The organism is Sulfurimonas sp. HSL3-7, assembly GCF_039645985.1.
Taxonomy (GTDB): domain Bacteria; phylum Campylobacterota; class Campylobacteria; order Campylobacterales; family Sulfurimonadaceae; genus Sulfonitrofixus; species Sulfonitrofixus jiaomeiensis.
In genome coordinates, this window is record NZ_CP147919.1 from 507411 (window position 1) to 528417 (window position 21007).

The window sequence follows — 21007 nt, forward strand, 5'->3', positions numbered from 1 at the left end:
TTTAACGCATCTGTCGATACAATACGATTATGATTAGAAGTAACAGTTCATTACAAAAGGGCAGTAATAAATGCCGAGTCATATCAGTGTTAAAGCACAATGCAGGGAGGCACTAAATGCCGAGTCGTAACAATTTGACACTGGCATTTATCGGTGATATCGTCGGTCGTCCAGGCCGTTCGATGGTCAAGACGCATCTGAAAGTTCTGCGCGAAGAGTTCGGTATCGACTTCGTTATCGGTAACTACGAGAACGCCTCGCACGGTTTCGGGCTCACGGAAAAAAATGCAAAAGAGCTCTTTGATGCAGGCATCGACGTCATGACTGGCGGCAACCACTCTTTCGATAAAAAAGAGATCCTGCCGCTCTTTGAGAAGATGGAACTGCTGCGCCCGCACAACTACCCTGACGAGACGCCCGGAACCGGGATGAAGCTTTACGAGGTCAACGGCACCAAACTCGGTGTGATCAACATCATGGGCCATTACACGATGCCGATGGTGGACAACCCCTTTATTTGCGCGCAAAAGAGTGTCGAAAGCCTCAAAGAGCAGGGTGCTGAGGCGGTCTTCCTCGACATCCATGCCGAAGCCAGCAGCGAAAAGCGGGCGATGATGATGCTGCTGCAGGGCGAAGTGAGCGGTATCATCGGGACGCATACCCATGTCGGCACCGACGACTTTCAGATCGCTAACGGCACGGCCTACCTGAGCGATATCGGTCTGACGGGGTGCCGAGACAATGTCATCGGCATGGATCCAAAGATACCTCTGCAGCGATTTCTGACCGGGATCGGCGGCCATTTCAATGTGCCGGATAAATGCAAAAAGATCATGCAGATCGTGATCATGGAGCTCGAAGAGGGCAAGTGTGTCCGCGCCAGAAAATTGAAGATTTTCGATGACGGCAGGCGCCTGGAGAGCGAGGCGTGGCCGGAGTCATGATCGAGAGCGGCTACGATCTCTACCGGACACTGCAAAAGCTCGACCTTCTGAAAGCGTCGCCGGAGTTCTGGTGGCCGAACGCCTACAGCTTTGAGGTCGTTGTCGGGGCCATCCTGACGCAGAACAGCCAGTGGCAGCGAGTCGAACAGTCGCTTGACAACCTCCGAAACAATGACCTTCTCTCCCTTGAGGCCATCGCTAGAGCGCCAATGGAACTGCTGATAGAGTGCATAAGACCCAGCGGATTTTTCAAGGCAAAATCCAAAAATATCCAGTGTCTCTGTCGAAACATCATCGGGGATTTCGGCGGTTTCGAAAATTTCTGCTGCGGGGTGAACCGGGAGTGGCTCCTGGAACAGCGCGGCATCGGGTTCGAGAGCGCCGACGCCATTCTCTGCTACGGCTGCGGCCGCGCGGTGATGGTGGTCGACAAGTACACACAGCAGCTGGCGGCCGCTCTCGGAAGGGAGTTCGAAGACTACCACGACCTTCAGGCCTGGTGCAGGGAAGGCTTTAAGGAGAGTGACGGGCTCGCACGTGAACTGGCCCTTTTTCACGGTATGATCGTGGAGTACATGAAAAAATACAAAAAGGGGAGAGAAATAGACCTCTCGCCTATCAACGAGACATTATAAGGGGACACCATGCCGTTTTCAATTTTCGGGCTCTCTGAGCCGATACTGCGCGCGCTTCAGGCGAGCGGCTATAGCGAACCGACGCCGATTCAGGCGAAGGTGATCCCGCTCGTGCTTGAAGAGCATGATGTGATGGCGAGGGCACAGACCGGCAGCGGCAAGAGCGCGAGCTTCGTCCTACCGGTGCTGGAGCTTCTATCCGGACGCAGAGGTGAAGGGAAGGCGAAGATCAGGGTACTGGTACTGACGCCGACAAGGGAGCTGACGCTTCAGGTCGCGCAGACTTTCGAGACGATGGGAGCATTTTTGGCGAAAAAGCCGAAGGTGGTCAGTCTCATCGGCGGCGAAAGCATCGGCGATCAACTCTACAGGGTCCAGCAGGGGTGCGACATCCTTGTGGCGACCGCGGGTCGCTTCCTCGATGTCCTGAGAAAAAAGCAGATGAACCTCTCTAATCTGGAGTTCTTTATCCTGGACGAAGCGGACAAGATGCTCAACCTCGGGTTTGCCGAGGAGCTTGACCTTGTCCTGGTAGCGATCCCTGAAAAGCGTCGGAACCTCCTCTTTTCGGCCACCTATCCGCAGAAGATACGCGACATTGCCGCCAAGATCACCCGCAACCCCGTCGAAGTGACGATCGAGGAGGAGACGCCGACGGTACAGAGCATTCTCCAGCGGGTCATCGAGGTCAACCACGAGAACCGGGGGCCTCTGCTGAGGCATCTGCTCAATACCGAGAAGTGGGAACAGGTGCTGGTCTTTATGGCCAACCGAAGAGCCACCGACAACATCGCGATGAAGTTCAAGAAGTACGGCTTCTCGGCGCAGTCGTTTCACGGCGACCTCGATCAGGAGGAACGTAACTACACCCTCGAGCAGTTCAAGGCAAAGAAGATCCGGATCCTCTTCGCCACCGACATCGCCGCGAGGGGGCTGGACATCGACGGCATCAGCTGCGTCGTCAACTTCGATCTTCCCCGTTCACCGGCAGACTACATCCACCGCATAGGACGCACCGCGAGGGCCGGAAAATCGGGTATAGCGGTCTCTTTTATCGACCACGATGACATGGCGCACTTCGCCCTGATCGAAAAACGCAGCGGCATCAGGCTTGAACGCGAGCAGATAGCGGGTTTTGAGCGCAAAGGCGAGGCGCCGAAAAAAGTAAAGGGGCCGGCCCCTGTTAAAGGAAAGGGCAAGAGCAAAAAGGACAGAGCGAGGGAAAAGAAGGCTGCCGAAGAGGCGGCCAAAGGGAGATAGGCGTTTTTGGCCTCTACTGCTCCTGCAAAACGGCGTAGGTGCCGGTCGCATAGGCGACGAGTTTCGCGTCGTCGAAGAGCTCGATCGTTACGAACGATGTACTCCGTCCCTGACGCTTCACTTTTGCTATGGCTTTGAGCTCTTTACCCGAAGCGGGTTTGAGGTAGTTGATCTTGATCTCCATGGTGACGGAAGTGAACCCCTCATCGAGATTGGAGACGGCCGCATACCAGCCGGTGTTGTCCATAAGCGTCGAGATGACGCCGCCGTGAACAAAGCCCATGTGCTGAAGGTGGTAGGACTCTGTCTTGAGGGCGACTTCGGCCTCCCCCTTTTCGGCGCGGATCAGCCGCGCTCCGATATGTTCCAGAAAAGGGAACCTGATATCGTCCATAAGATCTCCTCGAAATGAATTTTCAGAATCATAGCACATCTTCGCACCGTATCAATATTGATGCAACTCTCCAAGTATAGTGAGAGGTCTCATAGCGCTGCGTGAGTACAATTATAATTCAATGGTATCTCTCCTTATCTTGGTTACAATGGGCATACATGAGTTTTGTCCAAAAGAGGTGGAAGATGCAGGACCGATACGATGTCGTTGTATTGGGTGCCGGGATCAACGGGTCGGCGATTGCCAAAGCATTGGCGCAAGAGGGAAAGAGCGTGCTGGTGCTGGAGAAGAGGCGCATTGCATCCGGGGCATCGTCACACTCGTCGCGGCTTATTCACGGCGGGCTGCGCTACCTTGAGAACTTCGAGTTTTCCCTGGTCCGAGAGGCCCTGCATGACCGGAAATATCTCCTGGAGAACTACCCCGATCTTGTGAGGCTGCGCCAATTCTATCTTCCTCTCTACAAACACTCCCGACGCCCGGTTTGGATGATCCGTCTGGGTCTTTGGCTCTACACTCTTCTTGCGGGGCACGGCCAGAAGGCGCAGGAGGTCGACAAAGCGCTTTTTCTGCAGCAGTTCAACCTGCTCAAGGCAGACAACCTCAAGGCGGTCTTCCGCTACTCCGACGCCAAGACAGACGATTATGCCCTGACATGCAGGATCGCCGATGAGGCGGAAGCCTGTGGCGCGGAGATCGTAGAAGATACCGAGATAAAGAGTATCAGGATAGATGATAAAGAGGTCAGGATCGAACTGGACGGGGGCCCCGTCCGGACCGGGGTGCTCGTCAACGCGACCGGGGCTTGGGTGGACGAGGTCAATGCCCGTTTCGGGCTCCCCTCATCCTACACCATCGAAAAACTGAGCGGCATCCACCTCGTCATCGACAGGGTGCTGGTGCCCGACCCGCTTTTTCTCGAGACCGCATCCAAACGGATCTTTTTCATCATTCCCGAAGAGGCGACGACGCTGATCGGCACGACGGAACGCAGCGAAACGGTCGAGGTGGACAAGATAAAGGTCAACAACGAGGATATCGAGTACCTGCTCAGAGAGAGCAACGCCTACCTGAAAAAAGCGCTGACAAGCAAGGATATCAAAGAGGTCTTCATCGGCACCCGCCCGATCATCAAAAGTGCAAAAGACCCGACCCGGATGTCGCGCGAATACAAGCTCGATCTCCACCGCATCGGGCAGAACAGGGTGCTTCATGTCTACGGCGGCAAACTGACGACCTTCCCCTCCCTGGCGAAGCGGGTTGCGAAGGTTTTACGATCAAGGCAAGCTGTCGCCAAACAGGGGGACGCCTTGAAAATCGGACAAAGTTAAACGTGATAGAATTGTCCCAATATGAATCTTGTTCAAGGTGTTATGAACGTGAACGCAAAATTTGATAAATCAAAGGAAGATCTATGGGATACCGTTTCACGCTTCTGTTTTTCAGTTTGATACTTTTGGTTTCGGCCGACGCTCTGGCCGCCGACCACAACAGCACGGCGACAAGCCGCATCGAGGTGGTGATCACCGTCGCGGGTGTTCAGGAGACGGTTGCTTCCATACAAAAGAGTTCCGAGCAGATCGCTGCACTGACCGAACGGCTCTCCGACAAAGAGGATTTTACCGATCAGGACCATGCGCTCATCACCGCTCTGACCAAAGCTTTGAACAACAACGCCGATGCCATCAACAAGGTCGCCGATGCGCTGCCGAAACAGTTTGAAGAGGTGCAGGGCGGCATCAATGCGCTTCTGGACCATGCCAAGGTGAATGTAGAGGAGGTGCTCAGTTCGTCTAAAAACGATCTGATCGACCCGACGCTTAGCCGCATCGAGACGAGGATCCTGATCTTGGTGCTGGTGATCGCCGCCGTGTTGTTCGGCCTGCTCTGGTACGGGTTGTGGAAAGTACGCGCCATTGTCTCTACCGGCTCCGAGACCGTCGGAAACATCATGAATACGGTCAGGTCGCTTGAGAAGGTCCTGGAGAAGGTGAATGTGCCTGAAAAGGCAAAAGAGGGTGAGAAACAGCGTGGCGAATAGCGAGGTACAGTTATTGCCAGGTCAATGTAAAGCAGCTCCCTTTATCTAACTCCGATTCAACAGTGATCTCGATCTTGAATTCGTCGCAGATCTGCTTGACGATGCTCAGCCCGATCCCGAAACCGCCGGCGATCTGCGAACCCCGTTCGTAGGGCTTGAAGATCGTCTCCAGTTTCTCTTTTTTGATGCCGACGCCCTCATCCTTGATGCTGAAGAGGTGCTCTTTAAGTGTGACCGTAACGGTGGTGTTCGGCATGGAGTATTTGATGGCGTTGGCGATGAGGTTTGAGAAGAGAAGCCCGGCCCTCTCTTCGGTGATACGCAGCGCGGCATCGCTCAACTCGGTTTTGAAGACGATCTTTTTCGCACGGCTCAGTTCGCCGTAGTAGGCGATGTTCTCCTCCAGTATCGGCCGCAGGTTAAGCTCTTTTGGCTCCTCTTTTGGGGTAGCGAAGTTGAGGTAGGCCAGTGAGCGGTAGATGCTGTAGAGCTGTTTGGTGCTGATGACGATATTGGTGAGGATCTTCTCGTCATAGATCCCTTTCTGCAGGGCCCGTTTTGAGCTCATCTGCAGTGCGGTGACGGGGGTGTTCAGTTCGTGGGAGATGTCCTGGATGAACTGTTCGATCTGTTCGACTTTCTGGTGGATGGGACGCATAAAGATCTTGGAGAGCACCCATGCGACAGTGACGATGCCGAGGGAAATAGCGATCATCACCAGCAGCAGATAGGCCAGCAGCGCTTCGAGTTCTTCGGGATAGGTCGTGCTCTCGACGATGACATATCTGATATTGAGGTGTTCCTGCGGGGCATCGGAGATGAGGATAGTACGGTTGTCGAGCAGCAAAAAGTCATTTTTCAATGTCTCAATATCCTGGGGCAGTGCACCGTAAACAACGTCGTTCTGTGTCGAGACCAGGGTGAGCTCTGTCTTTTGCGGCGGGGCAGGCAGGTGCAGACCGCCGCCATGCATGTGCGCGTTGATGATGGCCGCGCTCACCTTGTCGCTGTAGTGCTGCATCTGGAAATAGTTGTTGTTTTGCAGGGCATTTTTCTGGGCGGTGTAATACCAGAAACCGGCCAGTGCCAGAAAGAGAAAAGAGGAGCCGACGTAGAGACTCAAAAATGAGTAAAATGAGCGTTTTTCGAGATCATTCATAGCGATACCCTTCGCCTCTGATGTTGATAATGTGCTCTTTGCCGATATGTTTGCGGAGCTGCTTGATGAGGGTGCGGATGGTGTCTTCAGAGGGAATCTCATCATAGGCCCAGAGATTTTGCAGCAACTCGTCCGAGCTGACGACCCTGTTGCGGTTCTTATAGAGGTAGTGAAGGCATTCACTCTCTTTGGCGCTGAGTTTATGGAGTGCACCTGCGATGTTCAGCGTATGGGTCTGCGGGTCAAAAGCGGTGTCGTCAGAGAGGGTGATCTGCATGTCCAGACCGAAATGACGTTTGATGTTGTCGATGCGGACGTTCAGTTCTTCAAGGTCAAACGGTTTTTTGATGAAGTCGTTGCCGCCGGACTGAAAAGCCTCGGTAAGATGCTTTGTGTCATGAAAAGCGGTAATGAAAATAGCCGGGGTCTCATCGCGGAAGGCGCGAAGCTCTTTTAAGAGGGTAATACCGTCGCCGTCGGGAACGTTGATGTCGAAGATATAGAGGTCGTACCGGTTCTCGTCACAAAGACGCATTGCCTCTTTCATGCTGTAGGTATGCGTTACCTGATATTGCTCTTGAAGATAGTCCTTCAAGATATCGGCCAGAACAGTGTCATCTTCGAGGAGTAGTATGTGCATAGGGCATTATAACGGCAAATGCGTAAACTGTTATGCCGAAGGCGTGTCCATCCGTCCGACGGCGCAGGAGACGAAGCTTTTGGCTTTGGTGGCGGTCGTGTCAAAGAGGTTAAGTTTCTCATCGCTCATCGGGTAACCCAGTTTTCTCAGGGCCGCGCGCAGTTCATCGATTTGTGCAGCATCGACGTCGAGGGTGATCTCTCTCGGCATCTTCTCAAGGTTGACTTCGACCTCTCCGAAAGGCTCTTTCAGCTTGCTTTTGAGCGTCGAGGCACACCCGCCGCACTTGACGTTTTCGACTTGAAATGTCTGTTCCATTACCCACTCCTTTAGGCGCGTAGTATGCCGGGTCTGTGTGAACAGTTTGTGAGCCGACATTTTATAAACGTCCATTATACCTTGGGACCCTACAAAAAATGAATGTGATCTGAATATGTTTTGTTCACACACTCCTCACAATGACTCGATATACTAAGTCCAAAAAGGAGTCGCAGATGCATGGTTATGAAATGGTGATAGTTTGGACACTGCCACTGCTCTTGATTGTGGCATTGGTGTATTTCATAAACAATAACAAAAAAGAAACCCTCTCTGCCAAAGAGATCTTGGACATACGGTTTGCAAAGGGTGAGATCGATGAAGAAGAGTATAAAAGAAAGAGGGATGCCTTGGAAAAATAGTGTGGAGGTGTAATGTGACTAACAAAGAAAGCCCCTATTGAGATGACGGTACATGCGGCGTTATAGGAACATTTTACACCTGTCCCATGCATCCTGAAGTTCGACAAAAGAGCCCCGGCTCATGTCCAAAGTGCGGTATCGCACTGGAAAAAGCGGTTGAGAATTTTGAAAGTGTGCAGATGCAATACATCTGTCCGATGCACCCGGAAGTGGTGAGTGACAGACCGGGAAACTGTCCGAAATGCGGTATGGGATTTGAGCCGATGATTGCGGCAACGGCGATGAGTTTCAGTTCGGTGTCGGTCATCATTAACGCCTTGTGTCTGAAAAAGACAAAACTCTAAACAAGAAAGGGTGATTTCTACCTCGTTAGGCGCTTTCACAAACGCTTCACACAGTACCGATATACTCGTATAAATTTAAGGGCACCTCTGAAGTCTGTTATGGTCTTGAGAAGTGCCCTATAGAAGGAGAAACAGTGAAAACCTTGATCAAACTTCTTATGATGGCCGTGTTGACAGGTGGGCTGCTCCATGCAGCAGGTTTTGAAAAAACGGCAACGTTTAGAACAACCAAGGTTGTCATGAGCGTAGAAAAGCCTCTGGCCGTCGGCAGCAACACGCTTGAACTTATGCTGACGCTCGATGCCAAGGTTTCCGAAGGTGCGGCAGTCAGCCTGAAAGTCTTTATGCCTGCCATGCCGGGTATGCCGGCGATGGAGAGTGTTGTTGACGCGACCTCCCTTGGCGGTGGTAAGTACAAAGCCGATGTGAACTTTTCGATGGGCGGAACATGGCAGATACATATTCTTATTACACCGAAAACCGGCAAGCGGATACGGGTAAAAACATCCGTCAATATCTAGGATAGATCATGAAACAGATACTCTTGATGTTTCTGCCCCTGTTGTTGAGTGCCACACCGTTGGAGGTGATCATCGATAATGCGTTGGCTTTCCATCCCTCTTTAGAGGCGATACAAGCGCGTCTCTATGCTGAAGATTATCAGATCTCCTCTACCCGTAACTTTGCCAACCCCGAGATCGCTTTCGCTATCAACGACATTCAGTTTGAGGACATAACCGACCGTTCGCTTGAACCGATGCAGACGACCAGTGTCATCCTGAAACAGAAGTTTCCCTCTTTCGGAAAACGTGACGCCGCGACGGCACGCTCACGCGCGAGGAAGCAGGTCACCGCTTTGAGCCTGGAAGAGTCGAAGGTGAAACTGGTGGAGCGCATCAAGATGACGTCCTATGGCATTTGGGAAGTCGATGAAGAGTTGAAGGTCATCGGAGAATACATCGAGGTAACGCGCCAAAACATCGAACTCAATACCGCTTACAGTGCCACCCGTACCAGCAGCCATATGGGGATCATGTCGGCCGAGCTGACACTATCGCAGCTAAAGATCAAAAAGAGCCGGTACGAGAGTATGCGAAAAATGCTGTACGCGAAACTCAGCTACCTCGCAGCACAGGAGATTTTGAGTGTCGAGGTCGATCTGCAGGTCCAGGCCCCGAAAGAGCTGGAACTCTATACGCAGAAGTTGGCGAACAACAGAGGCTACGGCGCAAAAAGTGCCGAAGTCCAACTGGCACAGAGCGATATAAAAGTACAGGACCTTTCGGGCAATGTCGACCCTTTTGTGCAGGTCGGCTACTTTCACCGACAATCGTATAACGACTATGTCAATGTCGGTTTCGGCATGGCCCTGCCCATCTACGGTACCGAGAGCGACAACACGGAAGCGGCCCGTAAGATGGCGCTCTCGAAAGCTTCGGAGAGCCAGGACTATCTGCAACGCCTCCGGGGTGAACTCGGAGGGCTTTACGCCCAGCTCGAAGATGCGTACGCTATCTATCGGATCATTCATGACGAGAGCATGCCGCAGATCGAGCATATGTTTGAGTTGACCAGCGCCTCGGTCAAAAGCGGGCAGGATCTTTTTGTCTATATCGACCTTTTAAAGCAGAAACTGGCGCTTGATGAGCAACTCATCAAAGCGACGGTACGGTTTAACATGACGGAAGCTTCGTTAGATGCGATGACAGGAGAGACACGATGAAAAAAGCAGTCATAATTTTGATGTTATTGATGCCTCTGATGGCAAAAGAGGCGACGGTTGAACAGCTCTTCAATGTTCAGACGGTGAAAGTCAAAGCGCAAAAGAGTGCGCAAAGCCGAAAAAATTACGGTTATGTAAAGGTGGACGAATCGCGTGTGTACGATGTCGTACCGCGTTACGGCGGTTACATTGTCACGCTGTATGCCGACAAGCGCTACCAAAAAGTGCGCAAAGGCGAAAAGCTGGCAAAGGTCTATTCGCCGGAGATTCTGCAGGCCAAAGAGGATTACATCAATGCGGTCAACTATGACAAGCAGCGTCCCAATGCGGCGATGGTAGAGAGCGCCAAAGAGAAACTGCAGCTGCTGGGCGTTGCAGGCAGTGAGATCGCTGCGGTCAGAAGAAGCGGCAAGGCAGGTCAATACAGCTACATCACCGCACCGTCAAGCGGGTATCTTTTTGAAAAAAATGTCAACAATCTGGGCGCATTCGTCACCAAACAAAAGCTCTTTACCATTGTCGATCTTAAGAAGGTCTGGGTTGAGGTAAAGGTCTACCAAAAAGAGCTTGCCGGGTACCGGAACTTGACTGACTTCAGTGTCACGGCAGTGGGCTCGGACGGTGTTTTTTCTGCCAGGAAGATGCAATTCTACCCCAGCATCGATCCGAAAGAGGCAACGGCGACGCTGCGTTTGGAGGTCATGAACGCCAAGGCAGATCTGTTGCCCGGCATGTATGCGACGATCACCGCAAGCAGCGCGCCTGAAACCCATCTCACTTTGCCGACCACAGCGGTCATCCGAAAGAACGGGCAGTTCTATGTCTTTGGCGTGGGTGAATTTGAGGGTGAGTATGAACCCAAAACGGTCGATGTCGAGCCGCTTGACAACAATACCTATATCGTAAAAAGCGGTCTCGATGCCGGCGATGAGGTGGTGGACAACGCCCTCTTTATGATGGACTCTGATGCCCAGATCAATGGCTTGTACTAAGTAAGAGGAGAAAATGATGATTGAAAAACTCATAGCGTTAAGTATCAGAAACCGTTTTCTCGTTTTGATGGTGACGCTCTTTTTGGTCATCGGCTCATACTGGGCGATGAAGAACACCCCGCTGGACGCCCTGCCGGACCTTTCGCCGCCGCAGGTCATCGTCAAGGTCAACTGGGCGGGACAGAGTCCTGAGATCATAGAGGATCAGGGGACCTACCCGCTGGTGTCACAGTTTCTCTCCATCGCCGATATCGAGACGGTACGCGGTTACTCGACCTACGGCAATGCGCTGATCTACATCATCTTCAAAGAGGGCACCGACCTCTACTGGGCACGCTCACGGGTACTTGAACAGCTCGCTTCGGTGCAGTCTCAGTTGCCTTCAGGCCTGGAAGTGAGCCTCGGACCCGACGCTTCGGGCGTCGGTTGGGTCTATGAATATGCACTGACCTCCAAGACCAAAAATCTTGCGGAATTGCGAACCCTGCAGGACTACTATTACAAATACGCACTGTTGGGCATGGACGGAGTCTCCGAAGTGGCCAGCATCGGCGGTTTCGTCCCGACCTATCAGGTCACGGTCAAGAGTGACGCTTTGGTCATGCACAACCTCTCTATCGGTGATGTCGCCAAGGTCCTCAAAGCAAACAACGATGACACCGGCGGGCGCATCGTCATCCAGAACGGTTACGAGTGGATGGTGCAGGCCAAGGGTTACCTCAAGGACCTCGATGAGATCCGCTCCCTCGTAGTTGCCACCCCGGAGGGGGTGCCGCTTACCATCGGCGATATCGCCCGGGTGGAGCTGGTACCGGCCAACCGCCGGGGTATGGCTGACCTGAACGGCGAAGGGGAAGTGGTCGGTGGCATCGTGATGGTGCGCTACGGCGAGGATGTCTATTCGGTCATCAAAAAGATAAAGTCGAAGATGGCGGAGCTCAAGGTCGACGGCGTCGATGTAGTCACGGTCTATGACCGCTCGGGATTGATCGAAAAGGCGGTGGGCACGCTGCGGGGCACCCTGATCGAAGAGAGCACCATCGTGGTGGTTATCATCGCCCTCTTCCTGCTGCACCTGCGTTCATCACTGATCCTGTTGATTATTCTGCCGCTGACCATCGGGTTTACCTTTTTACTGATGAAAGGATTCGGGATCGGTTCGAACATCATGAGTCTCGGTGGCATCGCGATCGCGATCGGGGCGATGGTGGATGCAACGATCGTGATGATCGAGAATGCCCACAAGTCCATTCATAAAGCTGAAACGGTCAAGCAGCAAAGCCGCCAGGCCTACGCTAACGCTGAGTTTTCCTCGGCGGAAGGCCCACGTGCAGATGAACCGCACTTAAGGACTCCCGAAGATGTCAGATTAAGCGATAAAGAGCGGGTCAATGTCATTTTGCACTCCTCTCAGCTCGTCGGCAGACCTATCTTTTTTGCGCTGGCGCTGGTCGTAGTCTCTTTTCTGCCGATCTTCGCTTTGGGAGGACAGGAAGGGCGGCTCTTCGGGCCGCTGGCCTATACCAAGACCTTTGCCATGAGTGCCGGGGCGCTGCTCTCGGTCACACTGGTGCCGGTGCTGATGCTCTTTTTCGTCCGCGGCAGGATCCTTGAAGAGCGCAGAAACCCGTTGAGCCGTTTTTTTATCTGGCTCTACCGTCCTATTGTTGTCTACGGACTGAAGATCAAATACCTTCTGATTGTGTTGCTGATAGTCTCGCTGGGATACATGTACCCGCTCTACAAAAATCTCAATTGGGAATTTATGCCGATGCTCAACGAAGAGACCTTTATGTACATGCCGGTTACCCCGTTTGGTATCAGTGTCGATCAGAGCAGGGCGTTGACCCAGAAAACGGACAAGATCCTGAACTCCTTTCCCGAGGTCGAGACTGTTTTCGGCAAGGGCGGCAGGGCTGACTCGGCGACCGACCCGGCGCCGCTGGGAATGCTCGAGACGATCATTACCTTTAAAGAGAAGAGCGAATGGCGCGAGGGGATGACTTATGAAAAGCTGATGGCGGAGATGGAGGCAGCTCTTCGGGTGCCGGGTCTGGTCAACTCCTGGACCTACCCGATCCGAGGGCGTATCGACATGCTGCTCAGTGGTATCCGCACCCCGCTGGGGATCAAGCTTTACGGCGCCGATGCCGAGGTGCTGCAGCGTCTCTCCAAGGAGATCGAAGAGCGGCTGCGCAATTTCAACAAGACCCTTTCGGTCGTCGCCGACCGGGCAAGTGCCGGGTATTACATCGATATCGATATCGACAAAGCCGCGCTGGCGCGATACGGCCTGAGCGAAGCGGTTCTTTTGGCTTACACGTCGGCAGCCATCGGCGGTATGCAGATCTCGACGATGTACAAGGGGCTCGAACGCTATAGCGTAGCACTGCGCCTTGAGGAGGAGGAACGCCGAAGTGTCGGGGCGATCCGCAATCTGCAGATCAAGACGAAGCTGGGGTTTGTCCCTCTGGAGACCTTTGCAAAGGTCGATTACCGTGAAAGCGCTTCCGTCATGAAAAGCGAGATGGCCACCCCGGTCACCTTTGTCTACATCACGCCAAAAGAGGGGATCTCGGCAACCGCCTACAAGGACGAGGCGAAGAGTGTGGTCGAGGCGATCGAACTGCCTGAGGGGTATTACCTGGAGTGGGCGGGGCAGTCGGAGTATCTTGAGTCGGCGATGGCGAAGATCGTCTGGATCGTGCCGGTCACGTTTCTGCTTATTTTGCTGTTGATCTACCTGGCACTCAAAGAGATCATACCGACACTGATCGTCTTCTTTGCCCTGCCGTTTGCTCTGATGGGCGGGCTGCTCTATATCGACTATTTGGACTTCAACATGAGTATCGCCGTTATCGTCGGCTTTCTCGCCCTGCTGGGTATCGCCGCCGAGACGGCGATCGTCATGATCGTCTATCTGAAAGAGAGTGTCGAAAATGCTCAGGAAAAATGGGGCGAAACGTACAATGTAGAGCATCTCGAAGCCGCCATTTATGAGGGTGCTGTTCAGCGGGTACGCCCAAAACTGATGACGGTCTTCGCCACCCTTGCCGCACTGTTGCCGATCATGTACAACACCGGGGTCGGTTCCGAAGTGACACAGCGCATCGCCGCACCGATGATCGGCGGCGTCGTCTCCTCCGCACTGCTGAGCCTCGTCATTATCCCGCTGCTTTACGAGATCTACGGTAGGTGGCAGCTTAAGCGTATGCAGCGCGAAGGAGAAGAAAAAAAAGAGGAGGTCGAAGATGATTAAAAGGGTGATGAAAAGCCTGTTATTGCTCTCATTGCTCGCTGCAGGCCTGGGCTGCAGCGAGCGGGACGACAGGTCCAAAAACAGTGCTGCGGCCGGCAGCATTATGAAGTGCGGTGCCGGCAAGTGCGGGGCCAATATGCCTGAGGGAAACAGCGCACTGGCGAAAAAGAGGATGAATATCCTCTCGCAGATGCGAGAAGAGGACAGCCGGCGCGACTGCGTCACAAAAGCGCAAAACACCAAGGCGCTTTATGACTGCGTGCGTGACCCGGAGACGGGGAGATTGAGCACAAAGTGCGGTGTCATGAATGACGGGAAGCCGATGAGATGCGGTGCCGGCAAATGCAGCGGTGGCTGAAGCACATTGACACATCTCTTCTTATCAAAATTATAAGGAGCACCTTTTAATACACTGTTTAGTTTGGTTAAACTACAATGTATAGATTACTATGAGAAGGATTTTGATGTTGGATCTAACGATTTCCGAGGGCAAACTCGGGGAATTTCCGCCTGTGACGAAACCGCATCCGGGCTTTTTTTACGAGGTGGGCGAAGAGCGTTTCAGAGAGTTGGTCAATGCACACTATGACCTGATACGCGAGAGTGATATCGCCTTTCTTTTTCCGGTGGATGATGAGGATTTCGCCGAAGCGCAAAAACATGCGGCCGATTTCCTGATCCAGATCTGCGGCGGGCCGAACTATTTCGAACAGACAAGGGGCGAAGCGCGCATGGTGGGGCGCCATGCACCGTTCCGTATTGACGAACATGGCCGCCGCACCTGGCTGAGCCTCTACGCCAAACTGCTGCCCGAGCTTGAAAAAGAGGGGATCACCCCCGAGTATATCCAGTCTTTCTGGGACTATCTGGATACCCACTCCAAATGGATGGTCAATACCCCAAGCAAATAATATATGCCGTGGCAGCGGGGCCTTCTTTCGGACGCTGCACGGACCCTCTCGCTTTATCTATCAAAAACTTATAAAATTTCAGTAGTGCTGAACCTTATGTTAATGTTACAGATACAATATGGCAAGCTAAGGTATAGATAAGTGTGAAAAAGGGGAGATGATGAGAATGATAGCAGTATTGCTGTTCACGGCAATAATAGCCTTAGGTAATGAGCTGACAGTGGATACAAAGCGTTCGTCTATCGATTTTACGGCGACAGAGTTCTTTTTTGCCAGTGTGGATGGTAACTTTAGCAGTTTTGGCGGTACGATCACCGTAGAAGAGGGGAAGGTCACGGCCATTAACGGTGAGGTCGCCGTTATTTCTATCAATACCGGCAATGCCAGGCGTGACGACCATCTTCTGAGCAGTGACTTTTTTTATGAGGTGAAGTTTCATACCATCACCTTTCGTTCAAAAGCGGTAACGCAGAAGAACGTTATTGCCGATGTAACGATCAAAGATATTACGAAAACACTCAATTTCAAGATTAAAAAGATCGAAGTAGGTGATGATGGGGTCACAATCAAACTCACCGGCGTAGTCGACCGTACAGCGTTCGATATCGATAACAGCTTTATGAGCGCGATCATCAAAGATAATATCAATGTAGTAGCAAGGCTGGTAGCGCACTGAATTTCGGGTAAATCTCTGCCTCTCTAGGATTAGCGCACATCTTCGGGTATAATCTTCCCTATTGAGAAGGAGAATGTATGATAAAACTATTGATGTCTATATTGCTTGTCAGCACATCGCTGTTTGCCGATCTTGATTGGGCAGAGGATTACACGGAAGCACTCAAGCAGGCAAAAGAGGAGAACAAAAAAGTCCTGATCATGTTTTCACGTGAAGAGTGTAATGCCTGTAACAAGATGAAAAAAGAGGTCTATACCGACCCCGAAGTCTCCAATTATGTCAACTCCTTTTTTGTCCCTGTTGAGATCGATACCGAATATGATTCAAGAAAGGGTTTCAAGGTTTTTGCCACGCCAACGTACTACTTTTTGGATTCTGACGGCAAGCAGATCGGGCGCATGATGGTCGGCGGCGCTGATGCCAAAAGCTTTCTGAAAAAACTTCAAGAGGTCGAACACTCGAAAAAATAGGCTAAAATACGTCCATCAAACAATAGGAAACAACATGACAAATGTAGAAGATCTGATCGACCTGCTTAAAAACGATATTATCCCCGAGATCGAAGACGTCATAGACGGGCTGTTTGAGCTGATCAACGATACCAAAACGGCAACCGATGATGTGAAAAAGGAGCTGGCAGAGCTTCAGGAACTCAAGACCGATTTCAAAGTGATGCTCGAAGAGGCGGAAGCGGGCGAGATCGATGAAGAGGAAGCGGGCGAGATCATCGCCGAGATCGACGAAATGCGTTCTGAAGGCGAAGCGTAGTCTTTACCTCTGCTGCAGCGAGATCAGCCTCTCTTTCTGCGAACGCGACATCTTCTTAATTTCCAACTCTCTTTTCAAAGCACTGCTTTTTGAGCGGTGTTTCTCCTCATAAACGACTTTAACGGGACGTCTTGCCTTGGTGTACTTGGCACCTTTCGGCGAGTTGTTGTGCTCGTCCAGGCGCTTGTCCAGCTCTTTGGCAATGCCGGTGTAGAAGCTGTTGTCGGAACACTGCAGGATATACAGGCTGTAAATATCATCCTCTTCAAGCGTGATGGTGTTGTTGAAAAATTGCAGGCCTGTCCCTGTCGGGATCTTTTTGTAAAGCAGCGGACTGTCGAGGTCGATATGGCTGAAGGCGTCGCTGTAAGCCATCACCAGCTGGGCGGTCAGGGCGATGGAGGTCGGCCCCTCCAGCATCGATCCCATCATGCATTTGACTCCGTTTTTACGGCAGTACTCGATGATCTCGATCGCCCTGGATATTCCCCCGCACTTCATCAGTTTGATGTTGATGAGATCAGCCGCTCTGTTCTCGACGACCTTTTTGGCATCTTCCAGTGTAAAGACCGCCTCATCGGCCAATATCGCAATGGGACTTTTCTCGGTGATCTGTCGCAAACCTTCAATATCACTGCCGACCACCGGCTGCTCGATCAGCTCGATGTTCAGCGGCGCGATCGCCTTGATGATATGCAGCGATTCGTCAACGTCCCACGCCTGGTTGGCATCGATCAGCAGACGCGCTTCGGGTACGGCTTCTCTAACAGTTTCGATGCGTGCTATATCGAGGCCGTCTCTTCCGCCGACTTTTACTTTGAGGATGTCAAAGCCGCGTCCATAGGCCTCTCTGGCATCGTCGGCCATCTCCTGCGGCGATTTCAGGCTGATCGTCACGGCGCTCTGAAGCGGTTTCGGTGATGCCCCCAGAAACGCAACAAGGGAGCTGTTGTCTGAAACAGCGGCGAGGTCGTACAGCGCCATGTCAACGGCCGCTTTGGCACTGCTGTTGCCTTTACAGCAGGTGTGCAGAAGCTTGAGCAGTCCGGTCAGCTCAAAAGTCTCTCCGACAAGCTTTGGCGCGATGCTCTTTTTGATGGTATGCGCAATCGTTTTGAGGCCTTCGCCCGTTATCGCCTTGGTGGCAGGCGCTGCACCGTAGCCGATGTTCGGGGTGTCGGTGTGAATAGCAATACGGATGTTCTCAACATCGTCCACTCTGCGAAGGGCGGTGATAAACGGAGTGCGCAGCGGGATCTTTTCGATCTCAAGCGTAATATGCGTAATGATCATCCGGCGATACCTTGCAGGATGTAGCCGATCGCCAGTCCGGCAAAGGTACCGATGAGGTAGCCCATGATCGCCATCAGTACTGCGATACCGATGAGGGAGCGGTGATAGGCAGCGGCCAGTATGGGCGCCGAGGCGACCCCGCCGATATTGGCCAGGGAGGCGACCCCTATGCTGAAAAGGTCAAGTTTGAACAGTTTCGCGGCGATGACCATGATTGCTGCGTGCAGCAGCAATATCAGCAGCCCTATGCCCAGGTAGAGCGGCACCGCCTCGAACCCGCGGAGGTGGGCCTGTGAACCGATAAGTGCGATCAGGAACATCAGCATAGCACCGGCGAGCAGAGGCGAACCTGCTATATCCCTGAGCGGTGTACGTGAAGCTATCACGCCAAAAAGTGTGGCAAAGAGAACACTCCAGGTGGTTTGAGAGAGGCCGATCGGAAACGAAGCGAGCATGTTTCCGAGGTAGGCGATGAGGAGCGAGAAGGCAAAAAGCAGCACAAGAGGCCATGGTTTGATCTTTTTGCTCTCCTGCTCTGTATCGACACTCTTGAATCGGAGGGGCGCGTTTGTCCAGCGGTTGAAAGCAGGGGCAAAGGCGACCAGAAAGAGCAGGGTCATCACCCAGACGGTGTAGTCGATGGAGTCGACGATCAGCGCATACCCCATCAGCTCTTCACGGACACCGAGTGCGCCGGCAACGGCCAGCATGTTGGCGGTACCGCCCGTCCAGCTTCCGGCCAGCGTGGCAAAGACGCCGGCAGCGTCGTTGTCCAGAGAAAAGAGCCAGAACAGCGCGACAAAAGCAAAAGAGAGCGAGAGTACGGAAGCCACATAGGCGATGATGAGGGATCTTCCGAGTCCGGCAAAGGCTTTGAGATCGATCTGCAGGAGCATCACAAAAAGCATGGCCGGCAGCAGCACTGTTTTGACGCTTTTATAGCTTGCGTGTATCGTTTCATTTTCCTGCCACAGGCCCAACTGCGCCAAAAGCATCGCAGCGGCATAGATGAGAACGACAGCCGGCAGAAAGGTAAAAACCCTGTATCTGCTGACTTTTTCCAGAGCGCCGAGCATGCCGGCAAGCAGGGCAAGACTTAACAGATAAAAGAGCGGCGTGGCGATCATGGGCAGGGTGCTTGTTTGAGCGCAGGCAGGGTGATTCGAAGGTCTAGCATGAACTTCTCGCCCGGATCCTCTTTCTCTGTACGGTAGCTTCGGTCTTTTTCAAGCCAGAGAGGACTCTTTTCAAAACAGCGGTATTCGGAGTGGCCGATGAGGTATTCGATGCTGCTGTATGTTTTTGTGAGGTGATCGATGAGGGCGATGTTTGCCTGCAGCTGTTTCGGGGTCAAATCACCGAGGTTACCCACATTTTCGATGCCGATGCTGCTGTAGTTCAGCCCGATGACATGGCGTCCCATCCAGTTCTCAGGCATGAGCTGATAGATGGTGCCGTCACGGTCGACCAGGTAGGGGACTGCGACATTTACTGTCGTGTGTTTACCCGAGATATCGCTTCGGCTTGCAGGCAGCTCTTCATTGTCAAAAGCGTCGAAGGAGCCCTTCAGTGTCGGGATCGCCGTATAATGAATGACGATCATACGCGGGACAATAGTGATATCGGCGGGAGAGAATCCGTAATGTGTTTGGATATACTCTAAGGTGAGCTGCTTGCGATGCTCGCTGAAACGGATCGGTTTCTGGATGATCTCAAGCGCATAGCCTGTTGTGAAAAATGTAAGAATGAGCAGTAGTGATTTAATCATGCGCCCATTATATAGCGTAGCAGCTATCAAAACGGTTAACAAAAATGGAATATAATTTGCTAAACGTTTAAAGTGCCATCATGGATTGTAGAGATCCACAATAGGGGGATGAAGGAGTCTGTTGAAATGTCCGAGATAAAAAAACGATTACTCAAGAAACATCCGAGCGAGGATGCTGTCAAGTTGGCAAACAGGATCTATTATACATCGCTACAACAGAGAGAACCGTATGTCTATATCTCGATGAATGCCTTGTGCAAGCTTTTTAACAAGCCGGATGCAGAAGAGTGCAAAGTCTATCTGACCGCGCTTCTTGAAGAGTTGACTGAACCGGTAGCCGTCAAAGACTTCACATATAACCGAAAAAAGATCAAGTGGCAGGTGATCAGTTTTATCAGCTATGCGTTTACTCTTGAGAATGGCGATGAGTATGTCGATATTGAGATCGATCCGATGTTCATCGAGGTGATGAAAGCTGTGGAAGTCGAACCTTACATTAATTTCCAATAATCTATAATCGCAGATACTTTTTTTGAAGGCCGGTGGATGGCAAAATATATTATTTTAGATACTGAGACGACGGGGGCGGGTGAAAAAGACCGTGTGATTCAATTGGGCTATATGGTGTTGGACCCGGGAAAGCCGACAGAGATTCATAATGAGCTCTGTTCCAGCGAGGTGCCGATAGAGATCGGTGCCATGGAGGTGCATAACATCACACCTGAGATGATCGAAGGCAAACCCCTCTGCATCGAGATAAGAGCCTATCAGCGTCTGATCGAGCTGAACAGTCCGGAAAACTACATGATCATCCATAACGCCCCGTTTGATATCGGCATGCTTGAAAAAGAGGGATTTGCGCTGGAGATGAAGTTGATCGATACGCTTCGTGTGGCCAAACATGTCTTCCCGGACTCGGAGTATCACCGTCTGCAATATTTTCGCTATGCATTGGAGCTCTACAAAGAGGAGGAGTCTGAAGCGGCAAAACTGGGTATCGAACTCAAAGCGCATGATGCCCTGGGCGATGTCCTCTTTTTGAAACTCCTGCTTTCCAAGCTTCGCGAGGCCGTTGAAAAACAGTTTCCCGGTATGAACGCCGTTGAAAAGATGGTCGCGCTGACCAAAGAGCCGGTCTTTATTACCAAACCGATGCGTTTTGGAAAACACAAAGGCAAGACAATCCAGGAACTTGCACAGGAAGATGCAGGGTATCTACGCTGGATGATGGAGAATATGCAAAATCTTGATGAAGATGTACGCTATACGATACGAAAAGTACTGGAAGGGTATTGATTATTCAAATCGTACGGGTTTGTGAATTGGTTTAATTTTTTTTAGTGTGATCTTTTTTTGCAGGCGATGTAAAGATCGAAGAGAAGAAAAACTGCCAGGGTCAACAGGAGCAATAAGAAAACGGTTCCGAGCCCAAAAACGATGAGGTTGTCCGTCTCATTGGCAAAAAACAGGATAATACTGCCACTCAGCATAAATATGAGTATTGTCGATAACAAAATGCC

General features: G+C 52.0%; 25 protein-coding genes. 18 read left to right on the plus strand and 7 right to left on the minus strand.

Going from position 1 to position 21007, the window contains the following annotated elements; genetic code table 11:
- The first annotated feature begins 134 nt into the window (after positions 1 to 134).
- The 3 genes from WCY20_RS02550 to WCY20_RS02560 are packed head-to-tail and all read left to right on the plus strand — an operon-like array spanning position 135 to position 2839.
- A complete protein-coding gene (locus WCY20_RS02550) occupies positions 135 to 944 on the plus strand; it encodes a TIGR00282 family metallophosphoesterase (protein WP_345978204.1) in 810 nt (269 codons plus the stop codon).
- Positions 941 to 1579, plus strand: coding sequence for a 3-methyladenine DNA glycosylase (locus tag WCY20_RS02555; RefSeq protein WP_345978206.1), 639 nt, complete (start codon positions 941 to 943; stop codon positions 1577 to 1579). The genes WCY20_RS02550 and WCY20_RS02555 overlap by 4 nt, the downstream gene beginning before the upstream one ends.
- Before the next feature lie 9 nt (positions 1580 to 1588).
- Positions 1589 to 2839: a DEAD/DEAH box helicase gene (locus WCY20_RS02560; protein WP_345976747.1), complete on the plus strand. Its 1251-nt coding sequence runs from the start codon at positions 1589 to 1591 to the stop codon at positions 2837 to 2839.
- Between the two features lie 13 nt (positions 2840 to 2852).
- On the opposite strand, the gene WCY20_RS02565 is transcribed toward WCY20_RS02560, so the two are convergent.
- Complete coding sequence (locus WCY20_RS02565; protein WP_345976749.1) at positions 2853 to 3233, minus strand: PaaI family thioesterase; 381 nt, start codon at positions 3231 to 3233, stop codon at positions 2853 to 2855.
- Positions 3234 to 3391: 158 nt separating this feature from the next.
- On the opposite strand from WCY20_RS02565, the gene WCY20_RS02570 reads away from it, so the two are divergent.
- Together WCY20_RS02570 and WCY20_RS02575 are read left to right on the plus strand one after the other, a co-directional pair.
- Positions 3392 to 4564, plus strand: coding sequence for a glycerol-3-phosphate dehydrogenase/oxidase (locus tag WCY20_RS02570; protein WP_345976751.1), 1173 nt, complete (start codon positions 3392 to 3394; stop codon positions 4562 to 4564).
- 83 nt (positions 4565 to 4647) lie between these two features.
- Entirely contained in the window at positions 4648 to 5274 is a 627-nt protein-coding gene (locus tag WCY20_RS02575) for a hypothetical protein (protein ID WP_345976753.1), read from the plus strand.
- A 10-nt stretch (positions 5275 to 5284) separates the two neighbouring features.
- Here WCY20_RS02575 and WCY20_RS02580 read toward each other — a convergent pair whose 3' ends face one another.
- Genes WCY20_RS02580 through WCY20_RS02590 form a run of 3 tightly spaced genes read right to left on the minus strand, consistent with a single transcriptional unit; the run spans position 5285 to position 7391 of the window.
- Positions 5285 to 6433 carry a HAMP domain-containing sensor histidine kinase gene (locus WCY20_RS02580; RefSeq protein ID WP_345976755.1) on the minus strand — a complete coding sequence of 383 codons (1149 nt, stop codon included), beginning with the start codon at positions 6431 to 6433 and terminating at the stop codon, positions 5285 to 5287.
- Entirely contained in the window at positions 6426 to 7073 is a 648-nt protein-coding gene (locus WCY20_RS02585; RefSeq protein WP_345976756.1) for a response regulator transcription factor, read from the minus strand. Before WCY20_RS02585 ends, WCY20_RS02580 begins: the two co-directional genes overlap by 8 nt.
- A gap of 30 nt (positions 7074 to 7103) precedes the next feature.
- The gene (locus tag WCY20_RS02590; protein WP_345976758.1) at positions 7104 to 7391 is read right to left on the minus strand and encodes a heavy-metal-associated domain-containing protein; all 288 of its coding nucleotides are present in this window, start codon (positions 7389 to 7391) and stop codon (positions 7104 to 7106) included.
- A gap of 176 nt (positions 7392 to 7567) precedes the next feature.
- On the opposite strand from WCY20_RS02590, the gene WCY20_RS02595 reads away from it, so the two are divergent.
- The 11 genes from WCY20_RS02595 (at position 7568) to WCY20_RS02645 (ending at position 16426) form a co-directional block, all read left to right on the plus strand.
- Entirely contained in the window at positions 7568 to 7753 is a 186-nt protein-coding gene (locus WCY20_RS02595; RefSeq protein ID WP_345976760.1) for an SHOCT domain-containing protein, read from the plus strand.
- 62 nt (positions 7754 to 7815) lie between these two features.
- Positions 7816 to 8097, plus strand: a complete 282-nt coding sequence (locus WCY20_RS02600; RefSeq protein WP_345978207.1) for a heavy metal-binding domain-containing protein — start codon at positions 7816 to 7818, stop codon at positions 8095 to 8097.
- Between the two features lie 134 nt (positions 8098 to 8231).
- Complete coding sequence (locus WCY20_RS02605; protein WP_345976762.1) at positions 8232 to 8618, plus strand: FixH family protein; 387 nt, start codon at positions 8232 to 8234, stop codon at positions 8616 to 8618.
- A gap of 8 nt (positions 8619 to 8626) precedes the next feature.
- Entirely contained in the window at positions 8627 to 9820 is a 1194-nt protein-coding gene (locus WCY20_RS02610; RefSeq protein WP_345976764.1) for a TolC family protein, read from the plus strand.
- Positions 9817 to 10812: an efflux RND transporter periplasmic adaptor subunit gene (locus WCY20_RS02615; RefSeq protein WP_345976765.1), complete on the plus strand. Its 996-nt coding sequence runs from the start codon at positions 9817 to 9819 to the stop codon at positions 10810 to 10812. The genes WCY20_RS02610 and WCY20_RS02615 overlap by 4 nt, the downstream gene beginning before the upstream one ends.
- A 16-nt stretch (positions 10813 to 10828) precedes the next feature.
- A complete protein-coding gene (locus tag WCY20_RS02620; RefSeq protein WP_345978209.1) occupies positions 10829 to 14071 on the plus strand; it encodes an efflux RND transporter permease subunit in 3243 nt (1080 codons plus the stop codon).
- Positions 14064 to 14429 (plus strand): hypothetical protein, encoded by a 366-nt coding sequence (locus WCY20_RS02625; protein WP_345976767.1) that lies wholly within the window; start codon positions 14064 to 14066, stop codon positions 14427 to 14429. Before WCY20_RS02620 ends, WCY20_RS02625 begins: the two co-directional genes overlap by 8 nt.
- 106 nt (positions 14430 to 14535) lie before the next feature.
- Positions 14536 to 14982, plus strand: coding sequence for a globin (locus WCY20_RS02630; protein ID WP_345976769.1), 447 nt, complete (start codon positions 14536 to 14538; stop codon positions 14980 to 14982).
- A gap of 157 nt (positions 14983 to 15139) precedes the next feature.
- On the plus strand, positions 15140 to 15658 hold the full coding sequence (locus WCY20_RS02635) for a YceI family protein (RefSeq protein ID WP_345976770.1): 519 nt from the start codon (positions 15140 to 15142) through the stop codon (positions 15656 to 15658).
- 77 nt (positions 15659 to 15735) lie between these two features.
- A complete protein-coding gene (locus WCY20_RS02640; RefSeq protein ID WP_345976772.1) occupies positions 15736 to 16128 on the plus strand; it encodes a thioredoxin family protein in 393 nt (130 codons plus the stop codon).
- A gap of 34 nt (positions 16129 to 16162) precedes the next feature.
- Positions 16163 to 16426, plus strand: a complete 264-nt coding sequence (locus tag WCY20_RS02645; RefSeq protein ID WP_345976773.1) for a hypothetical protein — start codon at positions 16163 to 16165, stop codon at positions 16424 to 16426.
- Positions 16427 to 16429: 3 nt separating this feature from the next.
- Here WCY20_RS02645 and WCY20_RS02650 read toward each other — a convergent pair whose 3' ends face one another.
- From WCY20_RS02650 to WCY20_RS02660, 3 genes are read right to left on the minus strand one after another with little or no spacing between them, the layout of a single operon-like run.
- Positions 16430 to 17719, minus strand: coding sequence for an enolase C-terminal domain-like protein (locus tag WCY20_RS02650; protein WP_345976774.1), 1290 nt, complete (start codon positions 17717 to 17719; stop codon positions 16430 to 16432).
- On the minus strand, positions 17716 to 18846 hold the full coding sequence (locus WCY20_RS02655; RefSeq protein ID WP_345976775.1) for a DUF819 family protein: 1131 nt from the start codon (positions 18844 to 18846) through the stop codon (positions 17716 to 17718). The genes WCY20_RS02650 and WCY20_RS02655 overlap by 4 nt, the downstream gene beginning before the upstream one ends.
- Positions 18843 to 19487 (minus strand): peptidoglycan recognition family protein, encoded by a 645-nt coding sequence (locus WCY20_RS02660; RefSeq protein WP_345976776.1) that lies wholly within the window; start codon positions 19485 to 19487, stop codon positions 18843 to 18845. Before WCY20_RS02660 ends, WCY20_RS02655 begins: the two co-directional genes overlap by 4 nt.
- Before the next feature lie 126 nt (positions 19488 to 19613).
- On the opposite strand from WCY20_RS02660, the gene WCY20_RS02665 reads away from it, so the two are divergent.
- Together WCY20_RS02665 and WCY20_RS02670 are read left to right on the plus strand one after the other, a co-directional pair.
- A complete protein-coding gene (locus WCY20_RS02665; RefSeq protein ID WP_345976777.1) occupies positions 19614 to 19997 on the plus strand; it encodes a hypothetical protein in 384 nt (127 codons plus the stop codon).
- Positions 19998 to 20033: 36 nt separating this feature from the next.
- Complete coding sequence (locus WCY20_RS02670; protein WP_345976778.1) at positions 20034 to 20783, plus strand: exonuclease domain-containing protein; 750 nt, start codon at positions 20034 to 20036, stop codon at positions 20781 to 20783.
- The last annotated feature ends 224 nt before the right edge of the window (positions 20784 to 21007 follow it).